Here is a 15,684-nt window from a genome sequence, read left to right as displayed (position 1 = left end):
GTTCTGGAAAATACTATTGCGCGGGCTCTACCCAGTTGCCGTCTTCTTTAATAATGCCAATCAGTTCATCAAGCGCATTGGCGTAGTTGATGTTCTTTTTCACGGCTTCTTTACCGCGGTACAACGTCACCTTATCGGTACCAGAACCTACGTAACCGTAATCAGCATCGGCCATTTCGCCGGGACCGTTTACAATGCAGCCCATAATTCCAATTTTCAACCCTTTCAGGTGACTGGTTCTGCTCCTGATCATCTGGGTCGTTTCCATCAGATCAAACAGCGTACGGCCGCAGCTTGGGCAAGAGATATATTCGGTTTTTGAAATACGTGAACGTGTAGCCTGCAAAATACCGAACGATGTAGAAGTGATAGCCTGCGGAGTAATCGTCGGCGCATCAATCCAAATACCATCGCCATAACCGTCAACTAGCAGCGCGCCTAAATCGGTAGAGGCATAGAGTTGCAGATAGGTGATATCGTCAACCCCACCTAAATCCTCCTTCTTTAACTCCTCCCCTTCGGGGAGGCCGGGAGGGGTATAGCTGCGCTTCACAATCACTGGCACATCCAGCCCCAGTTCTTCCATCTTAAAGAAGAAAGCGCGCTGATCTGCCATGCCATGAGCTTCTTTAGTTTCCAGCACAAATACCAGCGTTTTGTCTAATGGTATCGAGCCAAAATCTTCGGTTTCAATATCGGCATTGGTTACGCGTACCAGGTTCATAGATGGCGAGCGTTCCTCAGCCGTAATATATTCCTGTAAAGAGAACAGCGGATGACACTGCGTTTTATCGGTCAACGCGCGCCAGGTGCTGTAGTTATAAAGCTGTTTCAAATTCCCCGGCATAGCAAAGCTAGGCAGTTCATCGGCCAGGTACACAAAATCAACCGACTGATCGGCCATGTTATATTTATCCAGCAATGGCGCATACAGGTAGCCCGCAGCATTCATTACCGATGGATCTTTCAAATTTTGTTTAGACAGATCTAACACCACACGCGGCACCAGGTGACCGCCAATAAAGGCATTGGCCTCGTAAGTTTCGCGCTTGCGGTATTCGTAGGGGTTATATTGAGGTGAAAGGTTAAAGCTTAAAGGCAAAAGGTCATTTTCCTCAGCACCTTTCTCCTTTAACCTTTCTCCGTTCAACCTTTCTGAATATCTGTTCACCAGCGCGATAGCTACCGGTGCTTCGGCTTCTGGTTCTTCGGTCAGGGATACGCGTACGGTATCACCCAGTCCGTCTTCCAGCAGGGTACCAATACCTACGGCAGACTTGATGCGACCGTCCTCTCCGTCACCGGCTTCGGTTACGCCCAAATGCAGCGGGTAGTTCATGCCTTCGGCGGTCATTGTTTCTACCAGCAGGCGGTAGGCCTGCACCATTACCTGCGGGTTACTGCTTTTCATGCTCACTACCAGGTTGTAGTAGTTGAGCGCCTCGCACATGCGCATAAACTCCATAGCACTTTCTACCATGCCTTGCGGGGTATCGCCGTAGCGGCTCATAATCCGGTCGCTCAGCGAACCGTGATTAGTGCCAATACGCATAGCAGTACCATACTCTTTACAAACTTTTACCAGCGGACTAAACTTCTGGAAAATTCTATCCAACTCACCCTGGTACTCAGCATCGGTATAATCTATCTGGTCGAAGCGTTTTTTATCGGCATAGTTACCCGGATTCACACGCACCTTTTCTACAATGCGGGCGGCTACTTCTGCAGCGTTGGGGGTAAAATGGATATCGGCCACCAGTGGGGTTTGGTACCCGCGGGCACGCAACTCGCGTTTGATGTTCTCCAGGTTTTGTGCCTCTTTGATGCTTGGCGCGGTAATACGCACCAGCTCGCACCCTGCATCAATCATGCGGATGCTTTGTTCTACCGTACCCATGGTGTCCATAGTATCGGTAGTGGTCATGCTTTGTATACGAATGGGGTTATTGCCGCCCAGCGGCACATCGCCAATAAAAACCTCGCGCGTAACAAAACGCGAGTATTCAGTTAACGAATTACAATAACGGCCCGGCAGTTTTATAGCATCAGCATTCATGCTGCAAAGGTAGGGATTTAGTTGATTAGGTTTATATTTGAGCAGATCTGTATCACAATGAAGAAATTTCTTTTCTTATTACTGCTTCCCATCTTGCTTATTGCTTGTAAAGGCAACGGCCAGCATCAAGAAACAACAGATACCCATAGCCAAAAAACCATCGGCAGATCAAAAACAGACAACCCGTTGGTGAAGGAATTTAAGCCTCTGATCAAAGGATCCTGGATCAGCAAAACTTATGTTGACGAACTGATCAAAACCCGTTCAGTATTTTCTGCCACTCAAAAACTTGACGAGATATCAGGCATGGTGATAGATCCATCTTTTATAAAAGCAGATACATTGCCAGTAGTGCTGGGACTAAACAATATTGAGGGCGGGGCAGCATCACTACGTTTTCGCGCCGGAACACACCCGCATTCCATCAAATTTCATATACTTTTAACAGAGTCCGATAAATCGGATAAAGGCGAGCTAAGCTATGAAATTAAGGGAGCCGACACTTTACTGGTATTGTATTATCAAAACAGTAATGGCAAATCGTCAACTGCCCGTTACATGCGCACTAAACCTGGCAACGGTCTTTCAGACGCACTAACTTATACCATTAACAGATCTGTCTTCTCTGGTCATTATACCTACATCGACAGTTTGGGACACGCAACAAAAATTACCTTTAACAGCAATGGAACGATAAACGGTTTCGGCAAAAACAAAATTTATGAAGCTAGCACCATATTTAATAATGAGCCAGCCACAAATATTGATGACTTTCAGATAGGCTCTGATCAAAACAATGCAGAATATCTGCCATACCTATTTGTAGGCGACACGTTGAAGATCTATGAACGCAGGTTGAGCGCCGATTCAACTATATTGATACGTGGACCGTTGCGTTATAAGTTAATTAGACAGCGTTAAGATATCGCTTTTGCAACCTGGCAGCTATATAACGCAACCGTTACCTCTCCGCCTTTCCACTTTCACCTTTTTCCCCTAATTTGGCGCTGCAATCATCAAACCAAAAACAATGACCTACGTACCATCTTCTGCACGTTATAATAACATGCAATACCGCCGTTGCGGCCGCAGTGGACTGAAACTTTCGGCATTATCACTGGGCCTGTGGCATAACTTCGGTGGTGTGGATGTGGAAGAGAACTTTCGCGCCATACTGCACACTGCTTTTGATAACGGTATCACCCATTTTGATCTGGCCAACAATTACGGGCCGCCGCCGGGCAGTGCCGAAACCAATTTTGGCAAAATACTGCGCGAGGATTTTGCCGGCTATCGCGATGAGCTGATTATCAGTAGCAAGGCCGGTTATACCATGTGGGATGGCCCTTACGGCGATTGGGGTTCAAAGAAATACCTGGTATCCAGTCTTGATCAAAGCCTTAAACGTATGGGGCTGGATTATGTAGACATCTTTTACCATCATCGCCCGGATCCGGAAACACCGTTGGAAGAAACTATGGCTGCGTTGGATCTGATTGTTCGTCAGGGTAAAGCTTTATATGTAGGCATCTCTAACTATCCGGCCGATCAAACTGCCGAGGCAGTGAAAATCCTGCGCTCATTAGGTACACCGTGCCTCATTCATCAGCCTAAATACTCCATGTTTGTGCGTTGGGTAGAGGATGGTTTGATGGATGTGCTGGGTAACGAGGGTGTGGGCTGTATCCCCTTCTCGCCGTTGGCGCAGGGCATGCTGACGGATAAATACCTGCACGGTATTCCGCAGGATTCACGTGCGGCAAGGGCAAACTTCCTGAAACCGGACATGATTACCGACGAGCGCCTGAAACAGATCAACCAGCTGAACGACCTGGCGCAGCAACGCGGCCAAACACTGGCGCAAATGGCGCTGGCCTGGTTACTGAAAGACGACCGTGTAACATCGGTACTGATTGGCGCCAGTCGCCCGGCACAATTACTAGACTCGATGAAATGCCTGGATAACATTGCCTTTAGTGCAGATGAACTGGCACAGATTGAAAATATATTACAGCAAGCATAACACATGATAAACTGGGGAATTATAGGTTGCGGCGATGTGACCGAGAAAAAAAGCGGACCGGCATTTAGTAAAGTTGAAGGCAGTAAGCTGGTTGCCGTAATGCGCCGCGATGCAGAGAAAGCAGCAGATTACGCTCAACGTCATCATGTTGGCCGTTGGTATGACGATGCGCATGATTTGCTGGCCGATGAGGATGTGAACGCCATTTATATTGCCACGCCGCCGTCTTCGCACGTGGACTATGCTATTGACGCCATTGCCGCCGGATTGAACGTGTATGTTGAAAAGCCGGTAGCCATGAATGCCGAAGAGGCCGTTACACTGGCGCGTGTACTTGCCAAAAGCGATGTAAAACTGACCGTGGCGCACTACCGCCGTGCGGTACCTATGTTTGTGAAGATAAAAGAACTTTTAGATGCCGGAACCATTGGCGAGGTGCGCACCGTGCAGATCCGCATGTGGCAAAAATTACAGCCGCAGCTGGTAGCCAAAACGGGGGATAACTGGCGCGTTGATCCCAACATTGCGGGGGGTGGTTACTTTCATGACCTGGCCCCGCATCAACTGGATTTAATGCTGCACTGGTTTGGCGAGCCGGTAGCCTATCAGGGCTATGGCGTAAATCAGTCTAAAGCCTACGCCGCCGACGATCATGTGTGTGGACAGATTGTTTTTAAAAACAATGTGGTAGTAAACGGCTCATGGTGCTTTAATGTGGCCGAAAGCGAAGTAGCAGATAGCTGCGAGATCATTGGCACCCAGGGCAAGATCACCTTCCCCTTCTTTGGCAACCAACTGAACTGGCACAACCAGGATGGAGCGCAAAACATTACCTTCCAGCATCCGGAGCATATACAACAGCCTATGATTGAAAAAATTGTGGCCTACTTTAACGGCGAGGGCCCGAACCCATGCACCATTGAAGAAGCTGCCCTGGTAATGGATATGATAGATGCTTTTAGCCAAAAAGTGCAATAATCATCTTACTTACTCCGTTAGTAACGAGATGCAGCGCCATCATGTCATGCTGAGGAACGAAGCATCTCTAAGGACACTCCTGTTTGCCTGTCCTCAGAGATTCTTCGCTATCGCTCAGAATGACAAAATGAGATCGCTTCGTTCCTCGCAATGACGTAATACTATTATCCACCCTCCATACATTTAATAAAAACATATTCATACATTCGTTTCAGCTTAAAACCCTTCGAACCATGAAAAAATTATTAGTACTTACTATGATTGTTGCGCTGTTTGGCACCCTTACGGCCAAAGCGCAAGGCAAGCCACAGCGCCCTAGTCCGCCGGATACCGTAAAAGCCGTTACATCAGCCGGGGTAGATATTTCTGTAGCTTATAGCCAGCCAGCTATTAAAGGTCGTACCATTGGCAAAGAGATTGCGCCCTGGGGCCAGATCTGGCGTACAGGCGCCAATGAAGAGACCGCGCTTACCGTGAGCAAAGACGTAAAAGTTAACGGCAACGCCCTGCCAGCCGGCAAATACAGCATCTGGACCATCCCTGGCGAAAAAGAGTGGACCATCATCATCAACTCTAACACCAAAAACTGGGGCACCCAGCATGATGCCGCTGCCGATCTGTTTAAATTCACCGTTAAAACAGAAAAATCAGCTGCATTTACCGAGCGTTTGAAATTTGCTATCGATAAATCGGGCAAAGTATCATTCTCCTGGGGCGACTATATGGTGGCCTTCAACGTAAAATAAGACACTTATCTATCTGGATAAATGAAGAGCCGCTTTGTTGAGCGGCTCTTCTTGTTTAGTGTATAAACGACTAAATAACGACACAAAAAAAGGGCGTCATCCTGAGCTTGTCGAAGGGCGCGCTTCGGCCTAAAACACACCTTTAAGCAAGCCCGATATTCCCAAGCGCTAATCTTTCGTATAAGATCCCTCCTCACTCCATCACACAAGCCCGACGCATATTCGTTCGGGATGACAACATTGATGTTAAAAACCGGCCAAAAACAACGTTTTATTTTGCCATATACGATACATTTTTAACGCCAACAACGTATACTTACATAAAGCAGCCGTATCAAACTAAACTTAGCCGCTTCTGTTAACTATTGCTGTATGCGCCTTATATGCCTGATCTTAATTTTATGCTGTATTGGCGAACTAGCACTGGCGCAAAACACCGATGTAAAAGGAACAGTAATTGACCAGAACGGGAAGCCTTTGCCCTTTGTTTCGGTATGGTCTGCACAAACCAATGATGGCACGGCCAGTAACGAGGAAGGCAATTTTAAACTGAGCGTTCCGCCGGGCAAACACATCCTCACTTTCAGGCAAGTGGGCTATTTGCCCTTTAAAACCGAGATCCAGGCGGGTGATACCATCTGCAATATTGTGATGTTTCCCATCATCAACACCCCTGATTATTGTAATGCCGATGATATAATGCACCATGCCATAGACCAGAAAGGCATCTATACGCATGATACCACCGTGTACCTGGGCACCTTATACAGCAAAGGCACGCAGGTGCTCACCAAAGCGCCGCGCATGTTTATGAGGCGGGAGATTGCCACCAACCTGCACCTGAGCGAGAACCGGCAAGGCATCATCAGTCTCAATGAATCGGTATCGGGCATTCGCTTTCGGGCACCCGATAAAATTCGCGAGTATGTAGCATCGGTACGTACCACAGTAAATGAGAACCTGTTTAACTTTAACAGCGCGCCCGATTTTCATGTCGATTTTTATCGCCCCTTTATCCATTGGGATGGACTGTGCGATCATGGCTTTGTTTCGCCCCTCTCCCAAAGCGCATTTAACTACTATCGTTTCTATACAACTGCCCGCTATGCCGATGGAAAAGATACCATAAGCGTCATCTACGTTAAACCACGGCATCGCAGCCAATACACTTTTACGGGCTATATTTATATCAACGAAAACGGCTGGCGCCTCTACGCTGCCGATCTGACACTTGGCAAGCGCGCACGCATTGACTTTATTACCGAAGTAAAAATCCAACAGCAATATGTACCGGTAGACTCAACCGGCTGGGCGCCGCAAAAAACTGTTCTTCAATATAAAGGTGGTTTGCTGGGCTATCATAACGGTGGCTATTACCTGCAAACCTATACCGATGTACATGCCGATACCGCCGAACTGAAATATGCCTTGTTTACCGGCGAGGTTTACCATAGCAATACCCAGGTTTATCAAAACCAGCAACTGATGGACCAGGTACGCCCTCTACCGCTTACAGACGATGAAAAGGTTTACTACGGATGGAATAAACTTGCCGAACGCCACCAGAAAGATAAAACCCCAACAGACTCATTACAAAACACCAATAACCGCTTTAAGCTTATCCCCTATGGCTTTAATGGTTATACGCTGCACAACTACGCGCGCAACTGGCAGCTAAACATCCCCTCGCCACGCAGCTTTGTTTATTACAATACGGTTGAGGGCTGGGGTATAGATCTGAACCCGCGTTTTAACAAGATATTTGATCAGCAACGCAGTTTGTATATCTCGCCCGATATGCACTACGGTTTTTCTGATAAGATATTGAATGTTAACGCCTACTTTAATTACCGGTACAATCCGTTTAAACAATCTACCATCTACGGTGGCGTCGGGTCTGATTTCCTCGACTTGAACAACTCAGGTACCATCACCCCGTTCTTCAACTCACTGAACACGCTGATTTTGGGTAATAACTACTTAAAGCTATACCAATCTAAATTTATTATGCTGGGTATTACCGGCGAGGTGGCCAACGGTGTGTTATTGAACGGACAAATGGAGTACGCCAGCCGGCGGTCGCTTAGCAACACTTCTTATCATACTTTTAATCGCGATAGCATTTACCTCACCTCTAACAACCCGCTCGATCCAGGTTCAGACTCGCCATTGTTTCCAGAATACCGGTCGTTGAGTTTTCAGGGATCGGCTACGTTTACCTTCAGACAGGAGTATAAGATCACGCCTGCCGGTAAATTTATTCAGCCCAATCCGTTCCCGCGTATCCGGATTAACTTCCGCAAGGGTATTCATAAGTTTGGGTCTGATGTAAATTACTCTTTCGGTTCGATAGAGGTTTTTCAAGACAGGGTGAATCTGGGCACGCTGGGCAACATGGCCTATTCGCTTTCGGCAGGAACCTTTTTTAACAACAAATTGCTTTACTTCCCGGACTACGCCCAGTTTCGCGGCGGCCAGGCTTTTCTGTATGACGCAACCCTGGGCTCGTTCCACTTCCTCAACTTCTACACCTATAGTACTTTCAAATCGTACTTTGAGGCGCATATTGAACACAATTTTGCGGGACTGTTGCTGAGTCAGATTCCGTTACTCAACAGGCTGCACCTGCAAGAAATTGCAGGTGGTTCTTACTTAACTCAAGGCACGCTGCCCCCTTACAAAGAGTGGTATGTGGGTATTAAACAGCGTGTTTTCAGGATAGATTATGGCATGGCTTTCGGGCGGTTCACCCAAAAAGAACATGGCATACGTGTTATTTATAATTTCTGATGATGTCAGTTAGGCGGTACGGCGCAGCGGCTGTTCCATATGTGATGCATCAAAGCCAATATCATCGCCCTGTGCAAGTGATTCCAGGTCTGATATCGATTGATGCAGGTGGCCCATTTCAGACTGATCAATATTTTGTTTGGGTATTACTCTGCCTGCTGCAGGCAACGCCACCGGCAAATAACTCATCAATTCAATCGCTTCGTGGTAGGTAAGTATCATGTTAGTTTAGCTTTGGGTCTATATACAAATATACACTCTGAGATGCGTGATTGTTGTAACTTTTTTGCAGAAATTTCATTTAAATTTCACTTTCAAAAATCTAGCAAACCCGCAAAATGGCCTAAAAACAACCTTTTATTAACTATTCATAAATAAATATAGCATTGGTTAAAACCTTATTAACATTTTAATGGTTAAATGAGTGATGTTGTCAATAATATAAGCCAGTGCCATGCGTTTAAATTCTGTACAATCTACATCACCTTTTATAATGGAAAAACAGCATGACCCAAACCAGCTGTTAACAAGCTTGCAGCAGCTTTTACAGCAAATTAAACGACTGGCAACCTTTGCCTATAGTGAAAGTAACGCCTTTGCTCTTACCCTGCTCAACAGGAAACGTCTTGAGCTGGAAGAGAACCTGGTAGAAGAGTTACTGCACAATGCGCCGCCACAGCAGTTACACAAAAGCAATACGTTAAAATCAATACTACTTTGTTATAGGCCAAGTTTGCGCCGCAGGCTAAAAGCAATTGACAGCAGCCTTGAACATTATTACAAAGAAGGCCTTGCCGGATTGCAAAACGAGGTTGAAAATTTAATCAGCTTAATTACCCCGGGCTTTAACCGGATGCAGGTATCTTAGCAAATTTGAAATTGATAATATTAAAAATGCATACAATGGACCATTTTCTTGTTCAATTGTTAAAAAAGTGTTAAAATTTATAAAATATTTGCTATAACTGTACGGAGTACATATATTTGTACCATAATATTAATTCGTCTCTCACACATAAGGTTTATAATTGGTTTAGTAAAGGCTTCCGCTCTCAACGGAAGCCTTACTTTTTTATAGCAATTCTAATTATACTTGTATAGCAATTAATGCCTTATCAGCGTGCTCAGATCATTTAAAACCTATCTCCTGTTTCTAATATTGATTGCAGGCGTTTTGGGAAGTTGCCATAAATCCGGGACAGATCCCGACGGCTCAAACGATAATCCTCAGCAACTTCCTAAAACACTTGCTGTTGCTAGTGTTCTGCAAAACAACATGGTACTGCAGCGCGATGTGCAATGTAAAATATGGGGCACTGTTACCCCCGGCGCAACAGTGGCTGTTACTGTTAGCTGGAGCAATACCCCGGTTACTACCACAAGTGATGCCAACGGCAACTGGCAACTATCTTTACCTGCCAGCGCGGCAAACAGCACCCCGCAAACCATCACCTGCAAAAGTGCCGGACAAACAGACGTGGTACTCAACAACATCCTGATAGGCGATGTGTGGCTGTGCTCGGGCCAATCAAACATGGCCATGCCTGTTGCCGCCATAGCTCCCTTTACCGGTGTTTTAGACTATCAGAATGAGATAGCGGCAGCCAATTATCCGGCCATCCGCACATTAACGGTTCCACAATATTATGCCGATAAGCCGGCGGCAATGTTAGATGCCGCCGCTACCTGGAAAGCCTGCTCGCCGCAAAACGCGGGGGAGCTTAGTGCGGTTGCCTATTACTTTGCCCGCAAAATACATACTACGCTTAATGTTCCTATCGGTATTGTTATATCGGCCGTTAACGGTTCCTATTGCCAGGAATGGATGAATAAAGAGGCTTTCAGCACCACACAACTACAGCCTTACTCCAGCGGCAGCAAACTGTACAACGGCATGATCAACCCGCTCATCAACCTCAACATCAAAGGCTTTTTGTGGTACCAGGGCGAGAATAATCAGCATGACCCACCGTCAGATTACACTGCGCTTAACGCTGCCCTTATCAGCAGCTGGCGCAAGCAATTTAGCCAGGGCGATCTGCCGTTTTACCTGGTGCAGCTCACCCCCTTTGCAGAAGATTATAACAACACCAACCCACCGGGCGGCAACCCCGAAAATAACTGGCTGGCTTACTTTCGCGAAGGGCAATCGCGCGCGCTGACGGTAAAAAACACGGGCATGGCCATTACCATGGATGTGGGCGAAGCCGCCAATCATCACCCCCGAGACAAAAAACCGGTGGGCGAACGATTGGCCCTGCTGGCCCTGCGTAAAACCTACAACCTGCCGGTACAATGCTACGGACCGCAGTTTGCAGGTTATAGTATCAGCGGCAATGCCATCACCATTAGTTTTGCTGACGGAACGGCTAATGGACTCAATACTATTGGCAATGCGCAACTCAATCAGCTTTTCTTTGTGGCGGGCGACGACCATAATTTAATTAAAGCCGATGCACAGATTATTGGGAGCACCGTAAGAATTACCATACCGGCATCACTCACATCAGCAGTAAAATCAATCCGTTACGCATTTACCAATGCGGCCATTACCAATCTGCAAAACGACGCAGGTTTGCCGGCAGAACCCTTCAGAACAGATAGCTGGTAATGCAGCACATCCTTAAAAACAAAAACTCCGGAAGCATTGCGCACCCGGAGTTTACATACTGAGAAACTAAACTAACCCTAAAGGAACTATTATATAGAAACTATTAGGCTACTACTGTTAGCGTATTGCCACTAATGACAACGCTATACTGATGCAAAGGCAAAGCTGCCGGACCAAGCAACAGGGCCCCCGTTTTGCTGAACTCGCTGCCGTGGTTAGGACAAATAAAAATACCCTGGGTAGTATTATAGTTGATAGACGAGCCCTGATGGGTACAAGACAACTGTACCGCAGTAAATGATGCGGCTATATTGCCTGCCGCAATACGTACCAGGATAACACCGCTTGACTTGATAGAATCGCCAATGTTTGGGATATTATTATTCAGGTCGATAGAAAACAAGTTGCCACTGCCTGGAGCAGGTACGGCACTGGTTTGATCAAGGTGATCTACATCTACCTTGCTACCGCAACTGGCAATGCCGCAACCGGCACACACCGCCAGTACGCCTATACCCAGCTTTCTTAAAAATTCATCTCTTTCCATAGTATTAATGTTTTAGTGTGATCTGATTTTTTAATAACCGCCTTCTTTTTTCTCTTTGTGGCCCGATAGGTCAAACATCCTTGAGATGGTAAAACCAATGCGGAACTGGCCCTTACCCCAGCTTGAATCGGTGTCGCTCAGGTAGTTGATCTCTGATATGGCTTTAGAATTGCTGAAGTTAACGGTAAACACGTGGCCGCCGGTCTGCACTTGCCATCCCACGGCAATGGGATCATAAAACCGGGGATCGGTGCTGTTGCTGCGATAGTTAGAGAATGGGTGCTGGTAATCAAACACCAGTCCCGAGCGTTTGGTAACTTTAATATAGCCGCCAACGCCCAGCGCAAAAATATTTTGCTCGTTACCATTAGCCAGCGGGTATGGCAGGTTGTTGCGCAGGTATGACGGGATGATTTGCAACGATATGCTCTGCGAAAACTTGCGCGAAATAATGGCCTCGTAATAATAATTAAGTCGGTTGCTGTAATCGTTAAAAACGCCGGTGGTTACGGCATAGGGTTTTAAGCCTGCTTTACCGGCCAGCGTAATATTAAAGGGCGCGCTATCGTCTTTAGTTTGATGCAGTACGGCCCATTTTAAACCCAGCTCCAGCAATTGCTCAAACTTGTTGCGACCGAAATCAATATTAAAATTATCGCTCACACCATACTCAAACCCAATAAAAATATCGCTTGAGTTATCTAACCCCCAGAAAATCTTACTGCCACCATCGGCCCCTCCTACATCTCCAAATCGGTGGCTCACCAAAAAGTTAAGGTTTTGCTTCTTGACCATCTCTGTAGACTGTGAGAGAATGAGGCGCGATGATTCAAACGCTGCCGATACTTTTTCGCCTTTATCATTAGTGGTGGTGAGGGCATTCATTAATGAATCGGCCGCGTTGGTTTTTGTATCGGGCTTGGTCTGCGCCCCGGCATTAAAGCCGAAAGCAGCCAAGGCTAATAAAATAACCGTCTTTTTCATAATGCTGATTGTTTTAGTTTAGTTGATATGTAATTGGTATAAAATGCTACTTGTTAGCCGCATAGTTGGCCGTTACGCGTATGCGCACGCTTTCGGCAATATTGTGAAATACAATTCTGGGTATAGTAATTTTATGATCGGCACATTTAACCATAAACTCAGAGCTGAGCGATACCGTACCGCCTTTAACCGTGAAGGCGCCATCAATGGTGCGGTTTTGGGTAACGCCGTGCACAGTGAAATCGCCGGTAGCTTTTACCGGGTAGGTGCCGTCTTTGCTCAGATCGGGCACACTAGCTATTTTACCTCTAAAAGTGGCGTTTGGATACTTATCGCTTTCCATATAAGTATCGTTAAAATGCTCCTGCATTAACGATTTTTCAAAACGGAAGCTTTTGATGGGCACACTAAAGGCTACATCACCGGTAGATGCATTGTAAACAGATGTACCAGAGGCGGTTGTAGCTTCAATATCCTCTATCGGGGCTTTAGAATACAAGCTTACACTTGCATTTTTACAGACAAAGAGGTTGCCGTCTACCTTGTTTATCCCAAACAAGGTAAATAAAATCAAACTGATATATTTCATAGCTAAGGTGTTTTAGAAGGACTGATATTCCAGCTAAAGCCTACGGCCACCCCTGCCGACTGGAGCCGCACCTGGCCTGCGCCGATATTTGTTAACGGTATTTTTAAGTATGGCTGAACGCCTACACTAAACTTTGAATTAATTTGCCTTTGATAGGTGGTATTAAGATTTAATACCCCCAGTATATGCTGATTACGGTTGGTGATAGCATACCCAGCTGGCCCGGCATACGGCGTATCATAAGTATAAGTGTAACGCTCGCTCAGCATAATGTATGATGACAAACCTGTGCCCACGCTAAACGAGTTACGGTTTTTACGATAAAACCGGTAATCAACATTTAACGGAATATCCAGTACACGGCAATCAGCATAAATATCTGATGGATCTACCTTGAACTTGTAAGCGGCATGGTAGTCAGCAGCGCTGGTTTCATACGGCTTTTTGGAATAAGCTGCACCGGTGCTGATGCTGAGTTTACCGAAACTAACCGAGAACAGCATGCCAATATTGGTACCCACACGGCTCTGGCTAAATGATTTTACGCCATTAATATCAGGCGAGCCCAATATGCTGATAGCAAACTGTGGTTTAGCAAAAAACGAATTAACAGCTGTCTTTTTAACTTTCGGCTTTGTTTTCTGCTCTGGCTGCTGGGCAACATTGGCCTGCTGCTTATCAGGCTGACTGGCCTGCGTGGCATTGGTGGTCTGAACGTTATCGGCAATAACGTTCCCAGCCATTATATTGCTCTGTACCGGGTTAGTATTAACCGGATTAGCATTTGCAGGATTATTACTTACCACATTATTATCAGTACCTGAAGATTGCACGGCAGGTGCCTGCTGTTTAATATTTGACACTGATGGCTGCGTAGCACCGGCCATCAAGTTGTTATGAATGTTTGCCTGATTACCACTAGCCGGTTGACTACCTTGTTGACCACCAACGGATGATTTGCTGCCATTAACGGCATCAACACGCTGTGGATGACGCTGTACATGGCTGGCTCCTGCCAAAACAGGTGCAGTTGGCTGCTGTGGTAATACCTTCTGCTCAGTTTGTTGCGGCGCGCTATTGTTCTGTTCGCTACCGGGTTTTGTTTGAGCAGCCACAGTATCTGTACCCTGCGGAATATTAGCAGTACTATTTGATTTAACAACAGGATGCTTGGCTCCGGCCAAATTGTTGTTATTATCGGCAGCAGGTTTACCAGTAGTAAAAAACCACCAGCCCAATGCCAGCAGCAGTAATGCAGCCACACCGCTCAGATATGGCCATAGGGGCAGAATGGCGCCTCCGCGGCGCTTTTTATCGCCGTCCAGAAGTGCTTTCAGGTCGTTCCAGTCGCCCTCCGCAAAGCCAGGCTCGCGGTCGGGACTTTCCAGTCCTTTCCTGAACAACTCATCCAGCTTATTTTTATCTTCCCCGCTCATATCCTGAAACCCCTGTTTAAAATACTATTCATGTCTGTAGTATTGATAGCTACAATAGTGGTATAACTTGCTTTATCGTTACCGCTTGCCCGGTAGTAGGCATCGGTTTTTAAAATCATATCTTTTAGTTTTTGCCTGGCCTTGTGCAGGTTTGATTTTGACGTTCCGGCGCTAATACCCAGCATCTCACCAATTTCATCGTGCCCGTAACCTTCAATTGCAAAAAGGTTAAACACCGTGCGATAAGCCTGTGGCAGTTTCTGCACCATTTCCAGCAGCTGGTCATAGTTCAGCTTACGGTCTGGCAGGTCGTTATCGCTAATGTTTTCTGCCTTTTCAAGGTCATCAGTGTAAGCCATTTTCAGGTTGGCGCGGTAATTGTCAATCGATGCATTCATCATGATTCGCCCCAGCCATGCCTTGAAGGGCTTTGTCTGATCATATTTTTCAATATGGGTGAACACCTTAAAGAAGCCCTGATTCATCACTTCGGCAGCTTCATCGCGATCGCCGGCATACCTGAGGCATATTCCCATAGCAAAGCCGTAAAATGCTTTGTATAGCATTTTCTGACATTTTCTGTCCTGCTTCACACAGCCTCTGATCAGTTGATGTAACTCTTGCTCGGTCATATTGGGGCGTTACCCTGATTTAAAATATGTTCACCTTCTATATCACATTTTACCCACATCACGATTAAAATATGACGATGGTTGCCTGCTGTGGCATCAAATTTTTTACAATAAATTTAAATAGTTGATTTACAGATATTTAATTGAATATCTTTTAGGCACAAAAACCTATTATGAAGATAATGATTTGGCAGGAGAAAAAGAATGAAGAATGGGGGTTAAAGATTAGAGATAAGTGATCGAAGATTAGTTGATGATAAGTTGTTAGTCAGGAGCTTCTGATCTTTAATCT

General features: G+C 46.1%; 14 protein-coding genes. 7 read left to right on the top strand and 7 right to left on the bottom strand.

All coding sequences use genetic code 11. The features are described 5' to 3' along the window. Window positions 1-13: 13 nt before the first annotated feature. Window positions 14-2,056, bottom strand: coding sequence for a (E)-4-hydroxy-3-methylbut-2-enyl-diphosphate synthase (gene ispG, locus ABZR88_RS04500; RefSeq protein WP_107830106.1), 2,043 nt, complete (start codon window positions 2,054-2,056; stop codon window positions 14-16). Window positions 2,057-2,113: 57 nt separating this feature from the next. Between ispG and ABZR88_RS04495 the strand changes: the two genes are divergently transcribed. The 5 genes from ABZR88_RS04495 (at window position 2,114) to ABZR88_RS04475 (ending at window position 8,593) form a co-directional block, all read left to right on the top strand. After that, entirely contained in the window at window positions 2,114-2,977 is an 864-nt protein-coding gene (locus ABZR88_RS04495) for a hypothetical protein (RefSeq protein ID WP_107830104.1), read from the top strand. A 109-nt stretch (window positions 2,978-3,086) separates the two neighbouring features. Further along, window positions 3,087-4,079, top strand: coding sequence for an L-glyceraldehyde 3-phosphate reductase (mgrA, locus tag ABZR88_RS04490; RefSeq protein ID WP_107830102.1), 993 nt, complete (start codon window positions 3,087-3,089; stop codon window positions 4,077-4,079). 3 nt (window positions 4,080-4,082) lie between these two features. After that, window positions 4,083-5,057, top strand: a complete 975-nt coding sequence (locus tag ABZR88_RS04485) for a Gfo/Idh/MocA family protein (protein ID WP_107830100.1) — start codon at window positions 4,083-4,085, stop codon at window positions 5,055-5,057. A gap of 233 nt (window positions 5,058-5,290) precedes the next feature. After that, window positions 5,291-5,803: a DUF2911 domain-containing protein gene (locus tag ABZR88_RS04480; RefSeq protein ID WP_107830098.1), complete on the top strand. Its 513-nt coding sequence runs from the start codon at window positions 5,291-5,293 to the stop codon at window positions 5,801-5,803. Window positions 5,804-6,175: 372 nt separating this feature from the next. Beyond that, window positions 6,176-8,593, top strand: coding sequence for a DUF5686 and carboxypeptidase regulatory-like domain-containing protein (locus ABZR88_RS04475; protein WP_107830096.1), 2,418 nt, complete (start codon window positions 6,176-6,178; stop codon window positions 8,591-8,593). A 9-nt stretch (window positions 8,594-8,602) separates the two neighbouring features. Here the strand turns inward: ABZR88_RS04475 and ABZR88_RS04470 are convergent, their stop codons facing one another. Then, on the bottom strand, window positions 8,603-8,815 hold the full coding sequence (locus ABZR88_RS04470; RefSeq protein ID WP_107830094.1) for a hypothetical protein: 213 nt from the start codon (window positions 8,813-8,815) through the stop codon (window positions 8,603-8,605). 271 nt (window positions 8,816-9,086) lie between these two features. On the opposite strand from ABZR88_RS04470, the gene ABZR88_RS04465 reads away from it, so the two are divergent. Both ABZR88_RS04465 and ABZR88_RS04460 read left to right on the top strand, forming a co-directional pair. Then, window positions 9,087-9,461 (top strand): hypothetical protein, encoded by a 375-nt coding sequence (locus tag ABZR88_RS04465; RefSeq protein WP_107830092.1) that lies wholly within the window; start codon window positions 9,087-9,089, stop codon window positions 9,459-9,461. 408 nt (window positions 9,462-9,869) lie between these two features. Continuing rightward, window positions 9,870-11,204: a sialate O-acetylesterase gene (locus tag ABZR88_RS04460; RefSeq protein ID WP_170113652.1), complete on the top strand. Its 1,335-nt coding sequence runs from the start codon at window positions 9,870-9,872 to the stop codon at window positions 11,202-11,204. 103 nt (window positions 11,205-11,307) lie between these two features. On the opposite strand, the gene ABZR88_RS04455 is transcribed toward ABZR88_RS04460, so the two are convergent. From ABZR88_RS04455 to ABZR88_RS04435, 5 genes are read right to left on the bottom strand one after another with little or no spacing between them, the layout of a single operon-like run. Then, window positions 11,308-11,751: a ubiquinol-cytochrome c reductase iron-sulfur subunit gene (locus ABZR88_RS04455; RefSeq protein ID WP_107830089.1), complete on the bottom strand. Its 444-nt coding sequence runs from the start codon at window positions 11,749-11,751 to the stop codon at window positions 11,308-11,310. A gap of 30 nt (window positions 11,752-11,781) precedes the next feature. After that, window positions 11,782-12,735, bottom strand: coding sequence for a DUF5777 family beta-barrel protein (locus ABZR88_RS04450; RefSeq protein WP_107830087.1), 954 nt, complete (start codon window positions 12,733-12,735; stop codon window positions 11,782-11,784). A 46-nt stretch (window positions 12,736-12,781) separates the two neighbouring features. Beyond that, window positions 12,782-13,324, bottom strand: coding sequence for a YceI family protein (locus tag ABZR88_RS04445; RefSeq protein ID WP_107830085.1), 543 nt, complete (start codon window positions 13,322-13,324; stop codon window positions 12,782-12,784). A 2-nt stretch (window positions 13,325-13,326) separates the two neighbouring features. After that, entirely contained in the window at window positions 13,327-14,760 is a 1,434-nt protein-coding gene (locus tag ABZR88_RS04440) for a hypothetical protein (RefSeq protein ID WP_107830083.1), read from the bottom strand. Further along, window positions 14,757-15,392, bottom strand: a complete 636-nt coding sequence (locus tag ABZR88_RS04435; protein ID WP_107830081.1) for an RNA polymerase sigma factor — start codon at window positions 15,390-15,392, stop codon at window positions 14,757-14,759. Before ABZR88_RS04435 ends, ABZR88_RS04440 begins: the two co-directional genes overlap by 4 nt. Window positions 15,393-15,684: the final 292 nt, after the last annotated feature.

The sequence above is a fragment of the Mucilaginibacter yixingensis genome, assembly GCF_041080815.1.
GTDB classification, from domain to species: domain Bacteria; phylum Bacteroidota; class Bacteroidia; order Sphingobacteriales; family Sphingobacteriaceae; genus Mucilaginibacter; species Mucilaginibacter yixingensis.
This window is presented reverse-complemented; position numbering and strand designations above follow the sequence as displayed.

Excerpts from the sequence above, each read along its gene's own strand:
- ispG (WP_107830106.1), bottom strand. The coding sequence starts at position 2,056 with ATGAATGCTGATGCTATAAAACTGCCGGGCCGTTATTGTAATTCGTTA.
- ABZR88_RS04495 (WP_107830104.1), top strand. The coding sequence starts at position 2,114 with ATGAAGAAATTTCTTTTCTTATTACTGCTTCCCATCTTGCTTATTGCT.
- mgrA (WP_107830102.1), top strand. The coding sequence starts at position 3,087 with ATGACCTACGTACCATCTTCTGCACGTTATAATAACATGCAATACCGC.
- ABZR88_RS04485 (WP_107830100.1), top strand. The coding sequence starts at position 4,083 with ATGATAAACTGGGGAATTATAGGTTGCGGCGATGTGACCGAGAAAAAA.
- ABZR88_RS04480 (WP_107830098.1), top strand. The coding sequence starts at position 5,291 with ATGAAAAAATTATTAGTACTTACTATGATTGTTGCGCTGTTTGGCACC.
- ABZR88_RS04475 (WP_107830096.1), top strand. The coding sequence starts at position 6,176 with ATGCGCCTTATATGCCTGATCTTAATTTTATGCTGTATTGGCGAACTA.
- ABZR88_RS04470 (WP_107830094.1), bottom strand. The coding sequence starts at position 8,815 with ATGATACTTACCTACCACGAAGCGATTGAATTGATGAGTTATTTGCCG.
- ABZR88_RS04465 (WP_107830092.1), top strand. The coding sequence starts at position 9,087 with ATGGAAAAACAGCATGACCCAAACCAGCTGTTAACAAGCTTGCAGCAG.
- ABZR88_RS04460 (WP_170113652.1), top strand. The coding sequence starts at position 9,870 with ATGGTACTGCAGCGCGATGTGCAATGTAAAATATGGGGCACTGTTACC.
- ABZR88_RS04455 (WP_107830089.1), bottom strand. The coding sequence starts at position 11,751 with ATGGAAAGAGATGAATTTTTAAGAAAGCTGGGTATAGGCGTACTGGCG.
- ABZR88_RS04450 (WP_107830087.1), bottom strand. The coding sequence starts at position 12,735 with ATGAAAAAGACGGTTATTTTATTAGCCTTGGCTGCTTTCGGCTTTAAT.
- ABZR88_RS04445 (WP_107830085.1), bottom strand. The coding sequence starts at position 13,324 with ATGAAATATATCAGTTTGATTTTATTTACCTTGTTTGGGATAAACAAG.
- ABZR88_RS04440 (WP_107830083.1), bottom strand. The coding sequence starts at position 14,760 with ATGAGCGGGGAAGATAAAAATAAGCTGGATGAGTTGTTCAGGAAAGGA.
- ABZR88_RS04435 (WP_107830081.1), bottom strand. The coding sequence starts at position 15,392 with ATGACCGAGCAAGAGTTACATCAACTGATCAGAGGCTGTGTGAAGCAG.